The sequence below is a fragment of the Nostoc sp. genome (assembly GCF_036917775.1).
In the GTDB taxonomy this organism is placed as follows: Bacteria; Cyanobacteriota; Cyanobacteriia; order Cyanobacteriales; family Nostocaceae; genus Nostoc.
Map to the genome: position 1 here is coordinate 1 of NZ_JBALEQ010000139.1, position 16,399 is coordinate 16,399.

A 16,399-nucleotide genomic window follows, 5' to 3' on the forward strand; every position below is an offset into this window, starting at 1 on the left:
TAGTATTTACCTACTCGTTCCTGTTAGCTTTTTTCATAGTTTTAGCATAACATCTATACTTCAACATGTAAAAGTTGTTTCTTGACAGGCTCTAAATATTACCAGTGCTACACTTCAACCCGATACAGAAGATGACGGCTGGTTTGACTTGGATTTGTGGGGGAGAAGCAAACAACTTTACTCTAGCCTGAGTTATTTAGAAAAACTGGGGCTACCGATTTGGCTGGATTTATCTAGCATTTATAGCGATGTCTACGACGGGCTACGCCTACGCTAAGTAATAAAATCGTCACTATCCAATGACAGCATTAAATAAACGTCAAACCAATTCCCAAACCAGCTTATCACTGGTTTCTTCAGTCTCTAACAAAAGCCAAGTCACTCAGATTCGCCTGCGGATATATATTCCCAAATGCTATCTGCAAGCGCCTGTGATTTCACAGTTAATTTCTGCTTACGGCTTGGTAGTTAATATTACTAAGGCTATGCTACAACCAAATACAGACGAACAAGGGTGCTTTGATATTGAACTACGGGGAACAGTACCACAAATCTCTAACGGTTTGGCTTATCTGGAATCCCTGAATCTTAGAATTGTGGGCAAGCCGAATGCAGATAGCGATAGCTGGTTTTGTTGAAATAATCTAAATTTCGTAGTACCAAATCTCTTCTTCTCGCACCACAATTCGATGCAGGGAAAGACGATCAATCAAGCCCTCATGCTCAAACTGGCCAAGAATACGAGTGATAGTCACACGAGTTGAACCTAGCATTTCTGCCAAGTCTTCGTGAGTCAGACGCATATCTATTAAACGTCCCTTCTCAACTTCCGAACCAAACTTTTTAGATAACCATGCCAGTAGCTTGATTAGCATGGTATCAACTTTTTTATGGCTACGAATAACCATTAATTCTTGAGCCTGTTGGATATGGGCAAGTAAAGTTTCTGTTAGTTGAGTCCACTCCTCTACAGGTAAGACTGTCGCCTCTACTTTAGTTAGGCATTCCATCTGATAAGGTTCTAATTTTGACAAAGACTTACCAACAATATCTCCAGGGCCCCACAATCCCAGAGCGACGGTTGTACCATCTTCCAAATAGGTAAAAGTCCTGACAAAACCCGTTTCAATCTTCCAAAGTCCGTTTGGATGCTCTGGTAAAAATGACCTCCGGGCAAAAATTTCTTTCGTATTATTACTGTTTAAGCTAGTTAAACTTGCATATAAAGATACCATAAATATAACACTATTCTCCGATAAATTAACCGTAGTATTACATTTATATCAGGTTATAAGAACCTATGGGTATTTTAAAAAAGGGAATAGGGTACAGGTTACAGGGTAGGGATAATTCCCTATCACCTGTCCCGGATTTCTCACGATACTGTAGGCAGGGGAGTGTGGGGAGTGTGGGGTGCCAGATTTCTTCCCCATCCTCCCACACTCCTTGATTTCTCACTTGTGAGAAATCCAGGCTGTCACCTCTCCCCTCCATTCCCTAAATTCCTGCACCATCAAGAAAATCTTCAATCATCCCATCAGACTTATTGTTCTTAGGGTTGTATGTTTGTTCATCGCCAAGCTCATTTGGGGACAAATTTGATTCATCTTGCAACTCCTCGAACTGTTTCTCTAGAGCTTTGACACGTTCAAATAAAGCGCGGATAACTTCAGCTTCTACATCGCGGACTTTATCATGATCCAAAACATTGGTAGACAAGTTGTTCTGACGAGTTACGCGCCCTGGAATCCCGACTACTGTTGTGTTACTTGGTACATCTCGCAGCACCACAGAACCGGCTCCAATACGGACGCGATCGCCAATTAGAATATTTCCCAATACCTTTGCACCCGCTCCCACAACCACATGAGAGCCTAAAGTTGGATGGCGTTTGCCGGTTTGTTTGCCTGTACCACCTAAAGTCACACCTTGATAAATCAGGGCATAGTCGCCCACGATCGCAGTTTCACCAATCACAACTCCCATACCGTGGTCAATAAACACTCCCTGTCCAATTAATGCCCCAGGATGGATTTCAATGCCAGTTAAAAACCGACTAATATGAGAGATAAACCGAGGTATGAAGGGAATTCCAATTTTATACAGCCAGTGTGCCAATCGATGAAACACTAGGGCTTGAAGTCCAGGGTAACAGAACAATACTTCTAGCCAGTTACGCGCTGCTGGGTCACGCTCAAAAATGGTTCGCAAATCAGTTAGTAGCATACTCTGTTGAGATTTTCGTTGGTAAGTGAGGCTCTGAAAACAGAAACTCAGAATAATTCCTACAAAAAGATCGAGTCATTTATGGGAATTATGTAAGATAATAATCTACGGTAAGTCGATAGAATATAGTGTTTTTGTGGGTAGTAAGTGGGATGTTATCACATTCCACACTTTGAAAAAATTAATTTCGGATAAACTGCGATAAGTCCCCCAATTCACCGTAGTATGTTGAGTACAGTCTTGAATAGCCAAAACTACGCTCTCTTGGATCTGTCTTCCAAAGTGGAATATGCACTGCTGGCGCTCTTAGAACTGGCAAGCCACCACGGAAAAAAACTTCCTCTAACCATGAGTGAGATCACTACCAAACAACCTATACCTGAACGCTATTTGGAACAAATTTTGACCAACCTCCGGCGTTCTGGTGTGGTGCAGAGTCAACGCGGCTCTAAAGGAGGTTTTGTTTTAGCTCGTGAACCTTGGCAGATTACACTGCTAGAAATTGTGACTTTAGTCGAAGGTGAGCGGAAAGAGAAAGATACATCTGACTCTCCGACTCTAGAAAAGACTCTGGTTTATGAAGTTTGGGAGCAAGCTAACACTGCTGCAATTGAAGTATTGGGTCGCTATACACTCCAAGACTTGTGCGAGGAAAGAGAGACTCGCGCCCAGCAAAGCCCGATGTATTATATTTAGACACGACGGAGTATTCATCATGCGGATAGCGAAAGATATCACAGAGTTAATCGGCCGAACTCCTTTAGTTCAATTAAACAAAATTCCCCAAGCTTCAGGAGCGGTTGCTCGGATTGTGGTGAAGCTAGAAAGCATGAATCCAGCATCTTCTGTGAAAGATCGGATTGGCGCGAGTATGGTGGAAGCGGCAGAAGAAGCAGGCTTGATTCACCCCGGAAAAACTATTTTAGTAGAGCCAACTTCTGGAAATACAGGAATTGCCCTAGCGATGGTGGCGGCCGCTAAGGGGTACCATCTTATTCTAACGATGCCTGACACAATGAGCCACGAAAGACGATCAATGCTCAAAGCTTATGGCGCTCAATTAGAGTTAACGCCAGGTGTAGAAGGGATGCGAGGAGCGATCGCTCATGCAGAGCAGCTTGTAGCTAAAACGCCCAATGCTTATATGTTGCAGCAGTTTCGCAACCCCGCCAACCCGAAAGTTCACGCCGAAACCACAGCCGAAGAAATCTGGAATGATACCGATGGAGAGGTGGATATTCTAGTGGCGGGAGTGGGTACCGGTGGGACGATTACAGGAGTTGCAGAAGTTATTAAAGGACGGAAGCCAAGTTTTCAAGCGATCGCGGTTGAACCAAGCAGCAGTCCGGTATTAACAGGTGGGAAATCAGGGCCCCACAAAATTCAGGGTATCGGCGCGGGATTTGTCCCAGCAATTTATCGTCCAGAAGTGGTGGATGAAGTGATTCAGGTAGCAGATGAGCAAGCGATCGCTTACAGCCGTCGCCTAGCAAAAGAAGAAGGATTGTTATCGGGCATTTCTACTGGCGCTGCTTTATATGCGGCTATTCAAGTAGCACAACGTCCAGAAAATGCAGGTCGTCTAATCGTCATGATCCAGCCTAGCTTCGGCGAACGCTACCTCAGCACCTCACTATTCAAAGATCCAGAAGAGAATGAGTGGTTGAGTAAAGTTTGATTCTGCATAACAATTTTAAGGAAGTCAAATAATAGAAAATTAATTAAATTGGCTCGTAGTGAGGTCTGCCCTGGAGGAACGCTTCTCTACGAGAGGCTACGCCAACGTGAACAGCCCTTAAAATAGGGCTAAAGCCCTCACTACAAACCTTTTATTATTCACGCCCACTTACTTAGAATTTTCGCCGATTTCATCTACACTTTCATTATTTTTCACCAAAATTACCAAACAGAAACAACAAGCGGCTAGCTTTATTAAGCTCAAAGCTTCACTTTTCAATACAATAAAAGCGCCTAATCCTATAAGAATAAAAGGCACAAAATTATTAATATAGCGAGTCAATATATCAGCTATTACTCTGTAGTGAGTTAATTTGTATGCCCCATAGCACCAAATTCCTAACAATAGAAAAAATAATCCGATAATTACCACAAAACTCTCTAAGTTGCTGCTAGCAAATAAAGGCACGTAGACACTAACGTTATCGCTACCATTGGCAAGTGTAACGGCTGCCACACTATAACTTTGGGGAGAAAAAAAACTCGTCATTGTAGATACTTCAGCCTCTTCTGTCGTAGCAACAACTTCTTTTGATGAATCTTCTTCCTGATTCACCAAACTACTGATACCTATGGACATTGGTAATAAACCAAGTAATCCAATCCAGTTTTTCGATAATACTAACCCACCAAATAAACCAGGAAGACTAAGGATTAGCAGAACTGTAAAACCTAGAAATTGACCAGCAACTATATGCCGAGGACGAAGGCTAGTATTTATTTGAGAAAAAAACAATAATAAAATGACAATATCATCAATATTAGTGGCAATGAACGCAATTGCCCCTGTAGTAATTGCAGTAACTAATTCGTTCATGTTTTACAGCAGTTTTTAGGTCTTGAGACTGATAAGATAGGGAATGGGTATTGAAAGGTTAATTTGGTATGGTGAGAAATCGTAGGTTCTAAAAATCCAGCATGAGTAAGTTAGGGACAGTCTTCAGTGAAGGGATTATTGCCTTCATGGCCACTAACATAGATGACATCATTATCTTGTTAATATTTTTTTCACAGATAGATGTTAATTTTCGGCGGCGGCATATCTTACTCGGTCAATATCTGGGTTTTTCAGCCATTATCATCGCTAGCTTACCAGGATTTTTTGGTGGATTGGTCGTACAGCGAGAATGGATAGGATTGCTAGGATTGCTACCAATAGCAATTGGTATTCAACAATTAATATATAGAAAAGAAGAAACTATAACAGTTCAGACAGTCAGTAGTGATTTTAATCAGCCTACGCCTACTAACCCGATATTGTCTTTTATTTTGAGTGTTTTGCACCCTCAAACCTATAAAGTGGCAGCAGTAACGATCGCTAATGGGGGTGACAATATTAGTATATATATCCCTTTGTTCGCTGGTCATGACCTAGCCAGTTTGGGAATAATTTTAGGTATATTTTTTATCATGGTAGGGGTTTGGTGTGCGATCGCTTATTTTTTAAGTCGTCAACCTACCATTGCTTATATTTTAAGTCGCTACGGTAAAGCTGCTGTACCTTTTGTGTTAGTCGGCTTGGGTCTGTTCATTATGTATGAGCGAGGTACATTCACTCTACTACCTTGGGTGAGAAGTTAATCAATGTTGGATGTTGAATGCTGGATTTGGAATCTAAAATCTCAATTTGGTTAGACTTGATGAACTAATTTCCAACTCACCATCATCAAAATGGCGTAAATAATAAACCGTAGTGGGCGTTGGGGAGCTACTTGGCAGATTTTAGCACCTAGCAGAACTCCTGGTACAGAGCCGAGCCAGATAGGTATTACCAAATTCCAATCAACTGTTCCTAAGCTGAGATGACCAAGGGCTGTAAATACGAGTAAAATTGCTGCGTGTGAGATATCAGTACCCACTAGCTTCCGTGCATCTAAACGGAAAAACCCAATCAGCACTAGGGCAAACATTGAACCTGATGAGACGCTAGTTAGACCAACTAAACAGCCTAAAATGGCCCCCAAAGTGATTGTTAGGAAGCGGCCAAAGTTAGTTTCTAAGTCCAACTTTGGTAGTTCGGGTAAATTGAATTTGGGTAAAAAAGTTAATAACAACAATTGCACTAGTGCTAACACTGTGACTAGCAAAATCATCACACCAAGCAAACGGAGCAAGATGTTATCCAGATTATACTCACCTGTACGTTTAAGAACGTGCAAAATTCCCACCCCAAACAGTGAGCCTGGAACACTTCCGAATGCCAGCCATTTGACAACTTCTGTATCCAGAGTTTTCTGTTCCCAATGCTTGACGCTACCAACAATCTTCATCAATGTGGCAGCTACAACATCAGAACTCACTGCGATGGAAGGCGGAACCTGAAAAACAAAAATCAACATTGGGGTAATGAGAGAGGCTCCCCCAATTCCCGTCAAACCAACTATGATGCCAACGAAGAAGCTTAAGAATGGTAGTGATAAATAGTGCATACTCTTTGGGGGTTTAAGAAAGTCAGCCAGAGCTTCACTACTAGAGAGCAATAACTCAGCCGAATTACAGCCCAGTGATAGAGCTAGTCATGGCAAATTATTGTGTTTCTCAAAGGATGAGTGACACAAAGAAAGGTTTATCTAGCTAAAAATTAGGGCAGAGAATTACTGGACAACTTAAAACCTGTCTGAAAGTTTTTGGAAGTATGACAACTGACATTTAGCTGAAACAGACTTTTATAACTGCTTATGGGTCAGTTGTTTTACTAAATCAACTTCTTACTGGTTTTTCTGCGGTTTTACATTTAAAAGCCGGTAAAGCTATGTACTTACCGTATTTTACTTGTAAACACGATCAAACGTCCAGCGTATTCGTTTTGTATATCGCTATATTTTCTGGATAATACACCGCAAGTCTAATGACTCATGGAAATTTTGTTTTTTACAACCCCGTTAAAATCCTGTTTGGTCAAGCTCAAATCGCCAATATTACTACTGAAACTTCTGTTGATTCTCAAAAAAAGCATCTCATTACTTAGAGTGGAGGTAGCATCAAAACTAACGGCGTTTATAACCGAGTGAAGTCTCCGTTTTCTGGACTACAAAAAATACTTGACTCACAAGTATGTATAATGATGTAAATTACAGACCAAATGGTCTGTAATTTATAATTCAATAAACTACACGACTCCCTAGTCTAATAAATCGCTGTAATGTCCAAAGGCGAAGAAACAAAAAGTAGAATTCTCCAGCAAGCAGCCGAACTGTTTAACCAACAGGGGTATGCAGGCTCATCAATGTCAGACATTATGCGTGTGACTGGATTGCAGAAAGGAGGAATTTACAATCACTTTCAAAGCAAAGACGATCTCGCATTACAGGCTTTTGATTTTGCGATCGCTCACATTAAACAGCATATTAGATTTGCATTGCGAAGCAAACGCCATGCAGTAGAACGCCTGCAAGCAATCATTGGGGTATTTAGTAGCTTCGCAGAAAATCCACCTATCAAAGGAGGGTGCCCACTGCTGAATACTGCTGTGGAAAGCGATGATGCTCATCCGGCGTTGCGGGAACGCGCTCAACAGGCGATGAACTCTTGGCTGCATCTAATTCGTCGAATTATTGAAACGGGAATTGCCAAGGGTGAAATTCGCTCTGAAGTAAGTGCTGATGAAATTGCCACCGTCATAATTGCAACGCTGGAAGGGGCCATAATGATGAGTAAGCTTTATGGAGATTCAATTCACATGAACAGGGTAATTAATCACTTGAATCAATACTTGGAAACTCACCTTTAAATGTATGGTACAAATCAAAGTATACTCTTTAGCTGACAAATTAAATCCTATTAAAACGGAGCTATCAAAAGTAATCCATACCTCCCTTATAGAGGTTTTACAGATTGCCCCTGAAAAAAGATTTCACCGTTTTTTCCCACTGGATATATCAGATTTTTACTATCCATCTGATAGAACAGATAATTATTTGGTTATCGAAATTAGTATGTTTGAGGGACGCTCAGTGGAAACAAAAAAAGAGTTAATCCGCCTACTGATTAAAAATATCAATGAAAAATTCAATATTCCTATAGACGATATTGAAATCACAATTTTTGAAACACCCAAAGCTAACTGGGGTATTAGGGGTTTACCTGGCGACGAGTTAACCTTAAACTACAAAGTAGAAGTTTGAAATTATTGTGGCTAATGGGTTGTTAAGCAATTAATAATTACCCACTACTTGAAAAAGTAAAATTTTTTCTAATTTTACAGACCGATCGGTTTTAAAATCTCAAGAGAAATAATGCTAGTAAATAACAGTTTGCACAGACCCTTAGAAGTAGTATTAGAAATTCCTGTAAGAACATACGACATTGACTTTATGGGAATCGTAAGCAATATTGTATATATCAGGTGGTTAGAGGATTTACGTTTAAAGTTTTTAGATGAACATTGGCACCTGAATCAACAAATTGATCAAGGATATGCACCTGTTCTAGCTGGAACTGAAATTGAATATAAACGTCCGATAAAAATTATTGACCAAGTAATTGGACGTTTATGGCTAAGTAATTTAGGACGGTTAAAGTGGACTGTACAAGCTGAAATTTTATCTAATAATCAGTTAGCAGCAGTAGCCAGTCAAAAAGGAGCTTTTGTCAGTTTACAAAATAGTCGTCCTATTCCTATTCCAGAGGAATTAAAGAATAAATATTTAGAATATCAAAATGTGAATCTGAAAGAGTACTTATAAAGTAATATCCTTACAAGCTTGAACTTATTTACACCTAGTTATTTAAACAGTGAGAGGTTATTTTCAAACACACTAATTTACTTAGCAGCAGTCAATATATTTTCGATATCCGCTAGCTGTGCAACTCCTGAAAAAGTTGGACTATTAATGACAAAGAAAGGTGTGCCAGAAACACCCAACTTCTCTGCTAATTGGATATCTTTTGTAATTGCGGGAGTAGCAAGAGTAAGATCGCGTTTAAATTTACCTAAATCTAGATTCAGTTTTTTAGCAATATCTAAATATAACGCCTCACCGAGTTGCTTTTGATTAGTAAATAGCGCATCATGATATTCCCAAAATTTGCCCTGTTGATATGCTGCCCAAGCTGCTGTTGCAGATGGTAATGCTTCAGCATGAATTGAAATTAGTGGTAAATTCTTGTAAACTAATTTTAATTTATCTGGATACTTTAATAACAATTGTTTCAATGTTTTATGCGCCTCGGCACAGTAGGGACATTGAAAATCGGAAAATTCTATTAGCACAGTTTTTGATTTAGTTGAACCTGTGGTGGGAGATTCACCAATCACTGTTTGAGGATTCGTCTTTAAATCTTGTAAAAATCCTTGCTGTGCTTGCTTGAGTTTTTGTTGTTGCTGCTGCTGATAAACTTGAACAGATTCAATAATTGCCTGTGGATGTTCGCGGATAATTTGTAAGACTTGCTGTTCTAATTGTGGATCAATCCGGCTAGCAGCTTGTGCAGGAAATGACCAGGTGACAACTAAACATAGCAGACTTATTGCTGCCCAAGTACGCATATACTGAATTAATGGGCTAAAGGAATCAAATAATTTACTCATAGAAAAACTCATAAATATTATTTGTCTAAACTTTATAGACGCACAGTTGCTTCGACTTCAAAGTACACTTCAATGAAAAATCCCATAATCAAAGTTATGAAAATTCTCTTTTTACTGATTAAAAAGATCCAGCGATCATCCCAACAAGTAAAATAAAACCAATCCACACGTTTTGCTGGAACATCTTACCATAAACAGAATTAGGTAAATCTCGCTGTCTTAATCGCAGAGATTGCCAAACCCATCCCATAGTAGCAACTGCAAGGCTAATCCAAAAGGCTAAGTGCAGATTTATGATTAAACCTAACCAAGCCAATAACAAGATTGTGCCAGCAAAGAAAATTCCAATAGCTACAGGGGCATAATTCCCAAAAAATAGGGCGCTTGAATTAACACCAATGCGGCGATCGTCTTCCTTGTCGCTCATGGCATAAACTGTATCAAATCCCAATGTCCACAGTACAGTCGCGCCCCAAAGTAACCAAGTTGGTTGAGTGATGGTTTGAGTAACTGCACTCCAGCTAATCAACACCCCAAAACCCCAAGCGATGGAAAGTACCAGTTGCGGCACAGGAAACACTCGCTTTGCGCCTGGATAAAGGACAATTACGGGCACTGCTGCTACACATAACCAGAAACTTAGGGGGTTAAGGTAAAGGGCCAGGATAGCTGCACATATTAGTGATACGATCGCAACTACAATCCCAACTTTCACAGACAAAGCGCGAGAAGCAAGGGGGCGATCGCGTGTTCTCTCGACTTCTGGATCGATATCCCGATCCCATAAATCATTGACAACACATCCCGCCGCACTTGTGGCCAGAGTACCCAATATAATTACACCAACCAGAGGTAAAGGCGGTTTCCCAGAAGCTGCTAAAAACACTGCCCAAAGAGCAGGAATCATTAAAATTAACCGTCCTTCTGGTTTATGCCAGCGTAAAAGCCGGATAATTACAAGCCAAACTGGTAACTGGGGGCGTTCTGGCATCGTTAACATAGAAATCAACAAATAACTCTAGATAGATGAGTTCACACATCTTTACATCTATAGAATAACGTTATTTGTTATTTGTAAAAACATCACCCAAAGTGGCAACTTTAAATATCTTTTAATAGTCACTAGCGTTAGACGCATTAAGGTGAATATACTTAGCTCAGTTGCCCTCGACGAAACTGAGTTGCGATTGCTGAGTATTTTTTAATTTACTCAGCATTCAGTTTGAGTAAGTGCGTTGCAATAAATATCAGTGCCAGCTACCCCGACATACCACCGTTTCTTATAAAGAGAGAAAACTAGATGCAGAATTTAGTTTCGGCTAGCTGGGAGAGTTCTGCAACTCAACCACCTAACCAACATCGGATTATTGCTGCCATTGACCTGGGAACAAATTCTCTACACATGGTAGTAGTTAAAATTGACCCCACGCTACCAGCCTTTAGCATTATCGCCAGAGAAAAAGAAACTGTGAGACTAGGCGATCGCAATCTTACCACTGGAGAACTCAAACCAGAGATCATTAAAAAGGCGATCGCGGCTTGTGGACGCTTTCAAGAAGTTGCCAAAACTATCAATGCTGAAACAATCATTGCTGTGGCGACTAGTGCTGTGCGCGAAGCCCCCAATGGTAAAGATTTTTTGCACAGAGTAGAAAAGGAATTGGGTTTAAGCGTTGACTTGATTTCTGGTCAAGAAGAAGCGCGACGAATCTACCTTGGCGTGCTTTCGGGAATGGAATTTCACAACCAACCCCATACCATTATTGATATTGGCGGTGGTTCCACAGAATTAATTTTGGGTGATAGTCACCAAGCGCGCACTCTCACCAGTACCAAAGTTGGTGCAGTGCGACTCACTAGCGAGTTAATCACTACCGATCCCATCAGCAACACAGAGTTTCTGTATTTGCAATCCTATACACGCGGTATGTTAGAACGTTCCGTGGATGAGGTATTGGCAAATTTCCAGTTAGGGGAATCTCCCCGTTTGGTGGGTACATCTGGCACGATTGAAACCCTAGCGATGATTCATGCACGAGAAAAGTCAGGTGTTATTCCTTCCACTCTCAATGGCTATCAGTTTAGTCTTAAAGACTTGCGAGAGTTGGTAAATCGCTTGCGGAAACTGAGTAATTCCGAAAAGTCTGCAATTCCGGGAATGCCAGACAAGCGGTCTGAAGTTATACTGGCTGGTGCAGTAATATTACAGGAAGCGATGACCCTTTTAGGCAGTGAATCGATCACAATTTGTGAGCGTTCTCTGCGGGAAGGCGTAATTGTAGACTGGATGTTAGCCCACGGCTTAATTGAAGATAAGCTACGCTACCAAAGTTCAGTTCGAGAACGGAATGTTTTAAAAATCGCTAATAAATACCACGTTAACTTAGAGTATAGCGATCGCGTCGCCAAATTTGCCAAGAGTCTATTTGATCAAACTCAAGGTACATTACATCACTGGGGATCTGACGAGCGACAATTGCTATGGGCAGCTGCAATATTACACAATTGCGGTCATTATGTCAGTCATTCGTCTCATCACAAGCACTCTTATTATCTAATTCGCAATGGTGAATTACTTGGTTATACAGAAACCGAGATTGAAATCATAGCCAACTTAGCACGTTATCATCGCAAATCACCGCCCAAGAAAAAACATGAAATTTACCAGAGTCTGCTGACTAAAGAGCAGTGCCAAATGGTTAGTCAATTGAGTGCAATTCTCAGATTGGCAGTGGCACTAGATAGACGACAAATTGGGGCGATATCTCAAGTGCAATGTGAGTATTATCAACAACTTCGACAGGTAAATCTGCTGATTTCTGCATCTCAAGCTGATGATGACTGTGCTTTAGAACTTTGGAGTTTAGATTATAAAAAAGGAGTGTTTGAGGAAGAATTTGGAGTTAAATTAGTAGCAAATTTAGAAAAACCTTTTAGAAAAATTTAAGGTTGCTCAATTCTTTTAGAAAGTAGGGTGCGTTAACAGAATGTAACGCACCTGTTACAAAACAAGATTTAGCAGTTAAAGAAGAATTCAGCAGTCATAATCAATATACTCTCGACAGGATGCTCCGCATAGTTTTCTTCTTTGCAGGCTTTACTCAACGCTATCCGCTTTTTCGGTTAAAATCATGAATGAATCTTGGCTTTTGAATTCTGTTTTGATAAAGATGCTTTTTGAATTAAAGTAAACCTTATTTATAATTCTGGCATCCTACTTAAGGAGCAATTTATAAAGTGTCCTAAGAAGCATTTAAAAATTAAAATTAGTAATTAGAATATAGTTAACAATCTATTTAATAGGTTATGTTGCTAATCGGATACCTAAGCCGGGAAAACTTAGGTATCCTTCTATAAATATAAAATCTCAAGAAAGCAGTTGAGACTGCTTGTTTTTCTGTCTTCAACCGCTTCAGGTGCAGGGAAACAAGCCAGTTGCTCATGTGGACAAAGTTTGAGTAACTGGCTCGACACAGATATAAAAAAAGAAGTAAAAATGCTGAACTTTTGGCAAAAGTGCCTAACTTTAAGCATTTGCGTTTGTTAACTGATAAAGCTTTTTTAAGCTATCTGTCTCATTAAAAACATATTCAACCATCTGTAACCTAAGCTACACCTGAGTATTCTTTCCTGATCATTGAGACGCTACACGACGTTGTAAAGCACCTGCCAGAAGCGATCGCAAAACTACATAATTCGGTAAAATTGGGTAAAGCAATTTTTGCGCTTGTTAAACAAAGGCATCAGCAAACCCATGCAACTGAAACTCAGTGCATCTCGACTTCCCTTCGCCCCTCTCTTGTTAATTGCGCCCTTTTTCCTATGGGGGACGGCAATGGTAGCCATGAAAGGAGTGATACCCCACACCACACCGCTATTCATGGCGGGAGTGCGCCTGATACCAGCAGGGATGTTAATTCTGATTGCAGCAGCATTCATGGGTAAACCCCAGCCCAAGGGTTGGGCTGCATGGCTGTGGATTGCCTTATTTGCCCTCATAGATGGGACGTTATTTCAAGGCTTTTTGGCTGAGGGATTAGTTAAAACCAGTGCGGGGTTAGGGTCTGTGATGATTGACTCGCAACCCTTGGCAGTAGCATTGCTGTCGTTGTGGCTATTTCAAGAACACATTGGTTTTTGGGGATGGCTGGGGTTAGGTTTGGGAGTCACAGGCATTAGTTTAATTGGCTTACCTGATGAGTGGATTTTACATATTCTCGACTCGGGCGCAAATATCACAATTGGCAACTGGCAAGACTTGTTTGCTAGTGGTGAGTGGTTGATGCTATTGGCAGCCTTATCAATGGCTGTGGGAACAGTGCTGATTCGGTTTGTGTGTCGGTATGCTGACCCAGTAACCGCTACGGGATGGCACATGATTTTGGGGGGATTACCACTATGGGGAATTTCGTCAGTTGTGGAATCTCAGCAGTGGGAAAATCTGGGAGGATCTGATTTAGTGGCTTTGAGTTATGCTACTGTTTTTGGCAGTGCGATCGCCTACGGGTTATTCTTCTACTTTGCCTCTAGTGGCAGTCTCACTAGTCTTAGTTCTCTTACCTTCCTTACGCCCGTCTTTGCCCTACTATTCGGCAATCTCTTTCTCTCAGAAGTCCTCAGTCCAGTGCAGTGGATAGGTGTTTTCCTCACTTTAATTAGCATCTATCTCATTAACCAACGTGATGCTTTAGGAGCGCAAAACGACACACTTACTGTCGGCGAAATAGCTAATATACAGCAACCAGTTTTAGATTCATCTGTTAAAAAATTGAACCCTGTAAGCCTAGCAGTTAGAGAATCTGAACCAGAAATTTAGTCCCAACTCGTTAAGTATAGGTGAGGGTGATTAGAGACAACACCCAATACCCAATGACAGTTAACATTTTGTCATCTAGAAGGTATTGTGGTATCGAAGACTTCAAAAGCACGTTCAGGCTGAAACTTTCAATATGAGGCTATGCCGTTCCTCAATTCTGATATTTACCTGTTTTTCTTGCGTGAGTTTTTACCCAAATCGCGCAAGTACAGCCACACCGAATCTAGCGCCTGAAATTTTAGAACTGGCACAAGCTAGTTCGACAGGTACCGCTAGTCCAGCTGTATTGAGATATGGTAGCCAAAAATCAGATGTGCAGAGATTACAAACCCAATTAAAACAGTTGGGATATTACAATGGCGTGGTAGATGGACAGTACAACGCTAGTACAGAAATCGCTGTAGCTAAATTCCAGAAAGCAAAGGGTTTAAAAGTAGATGGACTTGCTGGTCTAGCAACTAGGAGGAGGCTGCAAGCAGCTTTAGTTGCCAAAAATCAGATTGCCACCTCTCCAATAGTCACTTTTCCTAATTCAAATTCAAAACCGACTGTAAAACCCAAGCCAACTGAGAAAGGTTTTATCTGGTGGTTTATATTTGCCATCGGAGTTTTAGGAAGTATTGGCGCACTTATTTACCTGATGAGACGGTTTCGTCAGATTAAACAAGTGCAAAAGTCCGAAATATCAGATACTAAAAGATTGAGTGAAGCTAACAAAAAAACGATGATACCACCCCCACCAGAGACTGTAACTAATCCAGAAACAACTACGCCACCGCTAGCCACACAATTACTACTACCAGAAAAAACTTCTCGGCTTGCCAAACTCAATATCGTTGACGAATTAATTCAAGACTTACGCAGTTCTGACCCAACGAAGCGACGCAAGGCTATTTGGGATTTGGGTCAGCAGGGAGATTCACGGGCAATTCAGCCAATGGTTGACCTAATGATTGATGCTGATTCTCAAGAAAGCAGCTTAATTTTGGCAGCTTTAGCAGAAATTGGTATCCGCACACTCAAACCGATGAACCGGGGTTTAGCAATTTCAATGCAAGACGAAAGTCCCCAAGTACGGCAAAATGCGATCCGAGACTTGACGCGCGTTTATGACATGATGGGTCAAATGAGCCAGATGTTGCGCCATGCATTAGATGACCCAGATCCCGAAGTGCAAGCAACAGCACGATATGCTTTAACTCAGATGAATCGAATGCGTGGCTTACCGGAACAACAAGGTTTACCAGAAGATTCACACAACGATGCACGAGAATAAGCCTAAAAATATTTCAACTGAATTTGGATATTAGTGTTTGGGCCTGCTACTAAAAATGCTGCTTCGCTAAATTTGGGCGCACCTGTGCGAATTTCTGGATTTCTGGAAAATCCAAAGCCTTCTTTTGGGATACCAAAAACATTACTGTTGAGAATGCGGTCATTATTTTGATCGTGGAAGACAGCAACGGCGTAACTACCTGCTTTCAAGTTCTCAAAGGTAATGGGTAAGGGAGTGTCAGTTATCTTGGTACACTGCTTTTGGAAGCCGCGATCGCGATCGCTAGGAAATCCTTCACTGCTGGAAAATATACTGGCACACACTTGTCCTTGTTTATTCTTCAAGCCATCAATTTCTACAGTGAGTTTGCCGTTAAAATTTGCCTTGGCACTAAATGACCACATCAGATTTCCCATAACTGCCAATAGCAGCATACTAACTCTCAATCCTCTAACCATAAAATTTTTACAAGGTAAAATAAGTTTTAACTTTGATTCAGATCAGGCAGATTCATCCTGACATTATTCGGTCAATACTCGCAAGCATCCTGCTATCTTCCGTCTCTAGATTTTTCTAAAGAGGCAAGGGGAGGGATGGTGGTATTAGTATTTTTGGTTGTGATCGCTAAAATAATAAAGTAAGACTAGCCCTTTCAAGGTGCGTAAAAATTTTGGTAAATAGATTCCTCTTTAACTATTACGCCGTAAGTCTCCCACTGAATTTGGAGTAAACTCAACGAGGTTGTCACCAACCCCGTTGGTCTTCAAAACCGTGCGTAATAGTTTCCCATTACACGGCTCCTCAATGATTTAGC

General features: G+C 40.9%; 17 protein-coding genes and 1 pseudogene. 11 read left to right on the plus strand and 7 right to left on the minus strand.

The genetic code is table 11. The annotated features are described in order from the left end of the window. Positions 1 to 299: 299 nt before the first annotated feature. Positions 300 to 638: an NIL domain-containing protein gene (locus V7K69_RS27935; protein ID WP_335040509.1), complete on the plus strand. Its 339-nt coding sequence runs from the start codon at positions 300 to 302 to the stop codon at positions 636 to 638. 6 nt (positions 639 to 644) lie between these two features. Here V7K69_RS27935 and V7K69_RS27940 read toward each other — a convergent pair whose 3' ends face one another. Both V7K69_RS27940 and cysE read right to left on the minus strand, forming a co-directional pair. Continuing rightward, complete coding sequence (locus V7K69_RS27940) at positions 645 to 1,235, minus strand: Crp/Fnr family transcriptional regulator (protein ID WP_335040512.1); 591 nt, start codon at positions 1,233 to 1,235, stop codon at positions 645 to 647. Between the two features lie 262 nt (positions 1,236 to 1,497). Next, positions 1,498 to 2,226 carry a serine O-acetyltransferase gene (cysE, locus tag V7K69_RS27945; protein ID WP_335040515.1) on the minus strand — a complete coding sequence of 243 codons (729 nt, stop codon included), beginning with the start codon at positions 2,224 to 2,226 and terminating at the stop codon, positions 1,498 to 1,500. A gap of 225 nt (positions 2,227 to 2,451) precedes the next feature. Between cysE and V7K69_RS27950 the strand changes: the two genes are divergently transcribed. Next, complete coding sequence (locus V7K69_RS27950) at positions 2,452 to 2,922, plus strand: RrF2 family transcriptional regulator (protein ID WP_193867063.1); 471 nt, start codon at positions 2,452 to 2,454, stop codon at positions 2,920 to 2,922. 19 nt (positions 2,923 to 2,941) lie between these two features. Beyond that, the gene (gene cysK / locus V7K69_RS27955; protein WP_335040518.1) at positions 2,942 to 3,904 is read left to right on the plus strand and encodes a cysteine synthase A; all 963 of its coding nucleotides are present in this window, start codon (positions 2,942 to 2,944) and stop codon (positions 3,902 to 3,904) included. Positions 3,905 to 4,072: 168 nt separating this feature from the next. On the opposite strand, the gene V7K69_RS27960 is transcribed toward cysK, so the two are convergent. Then, complete coding sequence (locus V7K69_RS27960) at positions 4,073 to 4,780, minus strand: cadmium resistance transporter (RefSeq protein WP_335040521.1); 708 nt, start codon at positions 4,778 to 4,780, stop codon at positions 4,073 to 4,075. 101 nt (positions 4,781 to 4,881) lie between these two features. On the opposite strand from V7K69_RS27960, the gene V7K69_RS27965 reads away from it, so the two are divergent. Continuing rightward, positions 4,882 to 5,544 carry a cadmium resistance transporter gene (locus V7K69_RS27965; protein ID WP_335040523.1) on the plus strand — a complete coding sequence of 221 codons (663 nt, stop codon included), beginning with the start codon at positions 4,882 to 4,884 and terminating at the stop codon, positions 5,542 to 5,544. A gap of 50 nt (positions 5,545 to 5,594) precedes the next feature. On the opposite strand, the gene V7K69_RS27970 is transcribed toward V7K69_RS27965, so the two are convergent. Continuing rightward, positions 5,595 to 6,392, minus strand: a complete 798-nt coding sequence (locus V7K69_RS27970) for a sulfite exporter TauE/SafE family protein (protein WP_335040525.1) — start codon at positions 6,390 to 6,392, stop codon at positions 5,595 to 5,597. Positions 6,393 to 6,811: 419 nt separating this feature from the next. Here V7K69_RS27970 and V7K69_RS27975 point away from each other — a divergent pair. From V7K69_RS27975 to V7K69_RS27990, 4 genes and pseudogenes are all read left to right on the plus strand, one after another. After that, positions 6,812 to 6,991: pseudogene (locus tag V7K69_RS27975) on the plus strand (NADH-dependent alcohol dehydrogenase); the annotation flags it as partial. Between the two features lie 114 nt (positions 6,992 to 7,105). Then, the gene (locus V7K69_RS27980; RefSeq protein WP_335040527.1) at positions 7,106 to 7,693 is read left to right on the plus strand and encodes a TetR/AcrR family transcriptional regulator; all 588 of its coding nucleotides are present in this window, start codon (positions 7,106 to 7,108) and stop codon (positions 7,691 to 7,693) included. A gap of 4 nt (positions 7,694 to 7,697) precedes the next feature. Beyond that, positions 7,698 to 8,087 carry a tautomerase family protein gene (locus tag V7K69_RS27985; protein ID WP_335040529.1) on the plus strand — a complete coding sequence of 130 codons (390 nt, stop codon included), beginning with the start codon at positions 7,698 to 7,700 and terminating at the stop codon, positions 8,085 to 8,087. 111 nt (positions 8,088 to 8,198) lie between these two features. After that, positions 8,199 to 8,648, plus strand: a complete 450-nt coding sequence (locus V7K69_RS27990) for an acyl-CoA thioesterase (RefSeq protein ID WP_335040531.1) — start codon at positions 8,199 to 8,201, stop codon at positions 8,646 to 8,648. 77 nt (positions 8,649 to 8,725) lie between these two features. Here the strand turns inward: V7K69_RS27990 and V7K69_RS27995 are convergent, their stop codons facing one another. Then, positions 8,726 to 9,493: a DsbA family protein gene (locus V7K69_RS27995; RefSeq protein ID WP_335040534.1), complete on the minus strand. Its 768-nt coding sequence runs from the start codon at positions 9,491 to 9,493 to the stop codon at positions 8,726 to 8,728. A 118-nt stretch (positions 9,494 to 9,611) separates the two neighbouring features. Beyond that, positions 9,612 to 10,493 (minus strand): 4-hydroxybenzoate solanesyltransferase, encoded by an 882-nt coding sequence (locus V7K69_RS28000; RefSeq protein ID WP_335040536.1) that lies wholly within the window; start codon positions 10,491 to 10,493, stop codon positions 9,612 to 9,614. A gap of 300 nt (positions 10,494 to 10,793) precedes the next feature. Here V7K69_RS28000 and V7K69_RS28005 point away from each other — a divergent pair, with 300 nt between their 5' ends. The 3 genes from V7K69_RS28005 (at position 10,794) to V7K69_RS28015 (ending at position 15,585) form a co-directional block, all read left to right on the plus strand. Continuing rightward, positions 10,794 to 12,440 carry a Ppx/GppA phosphatase family protein gene (locus V7K69_RS28005; protein ID WP_335040538.1) on the plus strand — a complete coding sequence of 549 codons (1,647 nt, stop codon included), beginning with the start codon at positions 10,794 to 10,796 and terminating at the stop codon, positions 12,438 to 12,440. 807 nt (positions 12,441 to 13,247) lie between these two features. After that, a complete protein-coding gene (locus V7K69_RS28010) occupies positions 13,248 to 14,309 on the plus strand; it encodes a DMT family transporter (protein ID WP_335040540.1) in 1,062 nt (353 codons plus the stop codon). A 133-nt stretch (positions 14,310 to 14,442) separates the two neighbouring features. After that, entirely contained in the window at positions 14,443 to 15,585 is a 1,143-nt protein-coding gene (locus V7K69_RS28015) for a peptidoglycan-binding protein (RefSeq protein ID WP_335040542.1), read from the plus strand. A gap of 2 nt (positions 15,586 to 15,587) precedes the next feature. Here the strand turns inward: V7K69_RS28015 and V7K69_RS28020 are convergent, their stop codons facing one another. Continuing rightward, positions 15,588 to 16,043, minus strand: a complete 456-nt coding sequence (locus V7K69_RS28020) for a DUF2141 domain-containing protein (protein ID WP_335040544.1) — start codon at positions 16,041 to 16,043, stop codon at positions 15,588 to 15,590. Positions 16,044 to 16,399 lie beyond the last annotated feature (356 nt).

What these genes read in the sequence shown, in the direction of transcription:
- V7K69_RS28005 (WP_335040538.1), top strand. Translation starts at nt 10,794, where the DNA reads ATGCAGAATTTAGTTTCGGCTAGCTGGGAGAGTTCTGCAACTCAACCA.
- V7K69_RS27995 (WP_335040534.1), bottom strand. Translation starts at nt 9,493, where the DNA reads ATGAGTAAATTATTTGATTCCTTTAGCCCATTAATTCAGTATATGCGT.
- V7K69_RS28020 (WP_335040544.1), bottom strand. Translation starts at nt 16,043, where the DNA reads ATGGTTAGAGGATTGAGAGTTAGTATGCTGCTATTGGCAGTTATGGGA.
- cysE (WP_335040515.1), bottom strand. Translation starts at nt 2,226, where the DNA reads ATGCTACTAACTGATTTGCGAACCATTTTTGAGCGTGACCCAGCAGCG.
- V7K69_RS28000 (WP_335040536.1), bottom strand. Translation starts at nt 10,493, where the DNA reads ATGTTAACGATGCCAGAACGCCCCCAGTTACCAGTTTGGCTTGTAATT.
- V7K69_RS28015 (WP_335040542.1), top strand. Translation starts at nt 14,443, where the DNA reads ATGAGGCTATGCCGTTCCTCAATTCTGATATTTACCTGTTTTTCTTGC.
- V7K69_RS27940 (WP_335040512.1), bottom strand. Translation starts at nt 1,235, where the DNA reads ATGGTATCTTTATATGCAAGTTTAACTAGCTTAAACAGTAATAATACG.
- V7K69_RS27965 (WP_335040523.1), top strand. Translation starts at nt 4,882, where the DNA reads ATGAGTAAGTTAGGGACAGTCTTCAGTGAAGGGATTATTGCCTTCATG.
- V7K69_RS27970 (WP_335040525.1), bottom strand. Translation starts at nt 6,392, where the DNA reads ATGCACTATTTATCACTACCATTCTTAAGCTTCTTCGTTGGCATCATA.
- V7K69_RS27935 (WP_335040509.1), top strand. Translation starts at nt 300, where the DNA reads ATGACAGCATTAAATAAACGTCAAACCAATTCCCAAACCAGCTTATCA.
- V7K69_RS28010 (WP_335040540.1), top strand. Translation starts at nt 13,248, where the DNA reads ATGCAACTGAAACTCAGTGCATCTCGACTTCCCTTCGCCCCTCTCTTG.
- cysK (WP_335040518.1), top strand. Translation starts at nt 2,942, where the DNA reads ATGCGGATAGCGAAAGATATCACAGAGTTAATCGGCCGAACTCCTTTA.
- V7K69_RS27950 (WP_193867063.1), top strand. Translation starts at nt 2,452, where the DNA reads ATGTTGAGTACAGTCTTGAATAGCCAAAACTACGCTCTCTTGGATCTG.
- V7K69_RS27985 (WP_335040529.1), top strand. Translation starts at nt 7,698, where the DNA reads ATGGTACAAATCAAAGTATACTCTTTAGCTGACAAATTAAATCCTATT.
- V7K69_RS27960 (WP_335040521.1), bottom strand. Translation starts at nt 4,780, where the DNA reads ATGAACGAATTAGTTACTGCAATTACTACAGGGGCAATTGCGTTCATT.
- V7K69_RS27980 (WP_335040527.1), top strand. Translation starts at nt 7,106, where the DNA reads ATGTCCAAAGGCGAAGAAACAAAAAGTAGAATTCTCCAGCAAGCAGCC.
- V7K69_RS27990 (WP_335040531.1), top strand. Translation starts at nt 8,199, where the DNA reads ATGCTAGTAAATAACAGTTTGCACAGACCCTTAGAAGTAGTATTAGAA.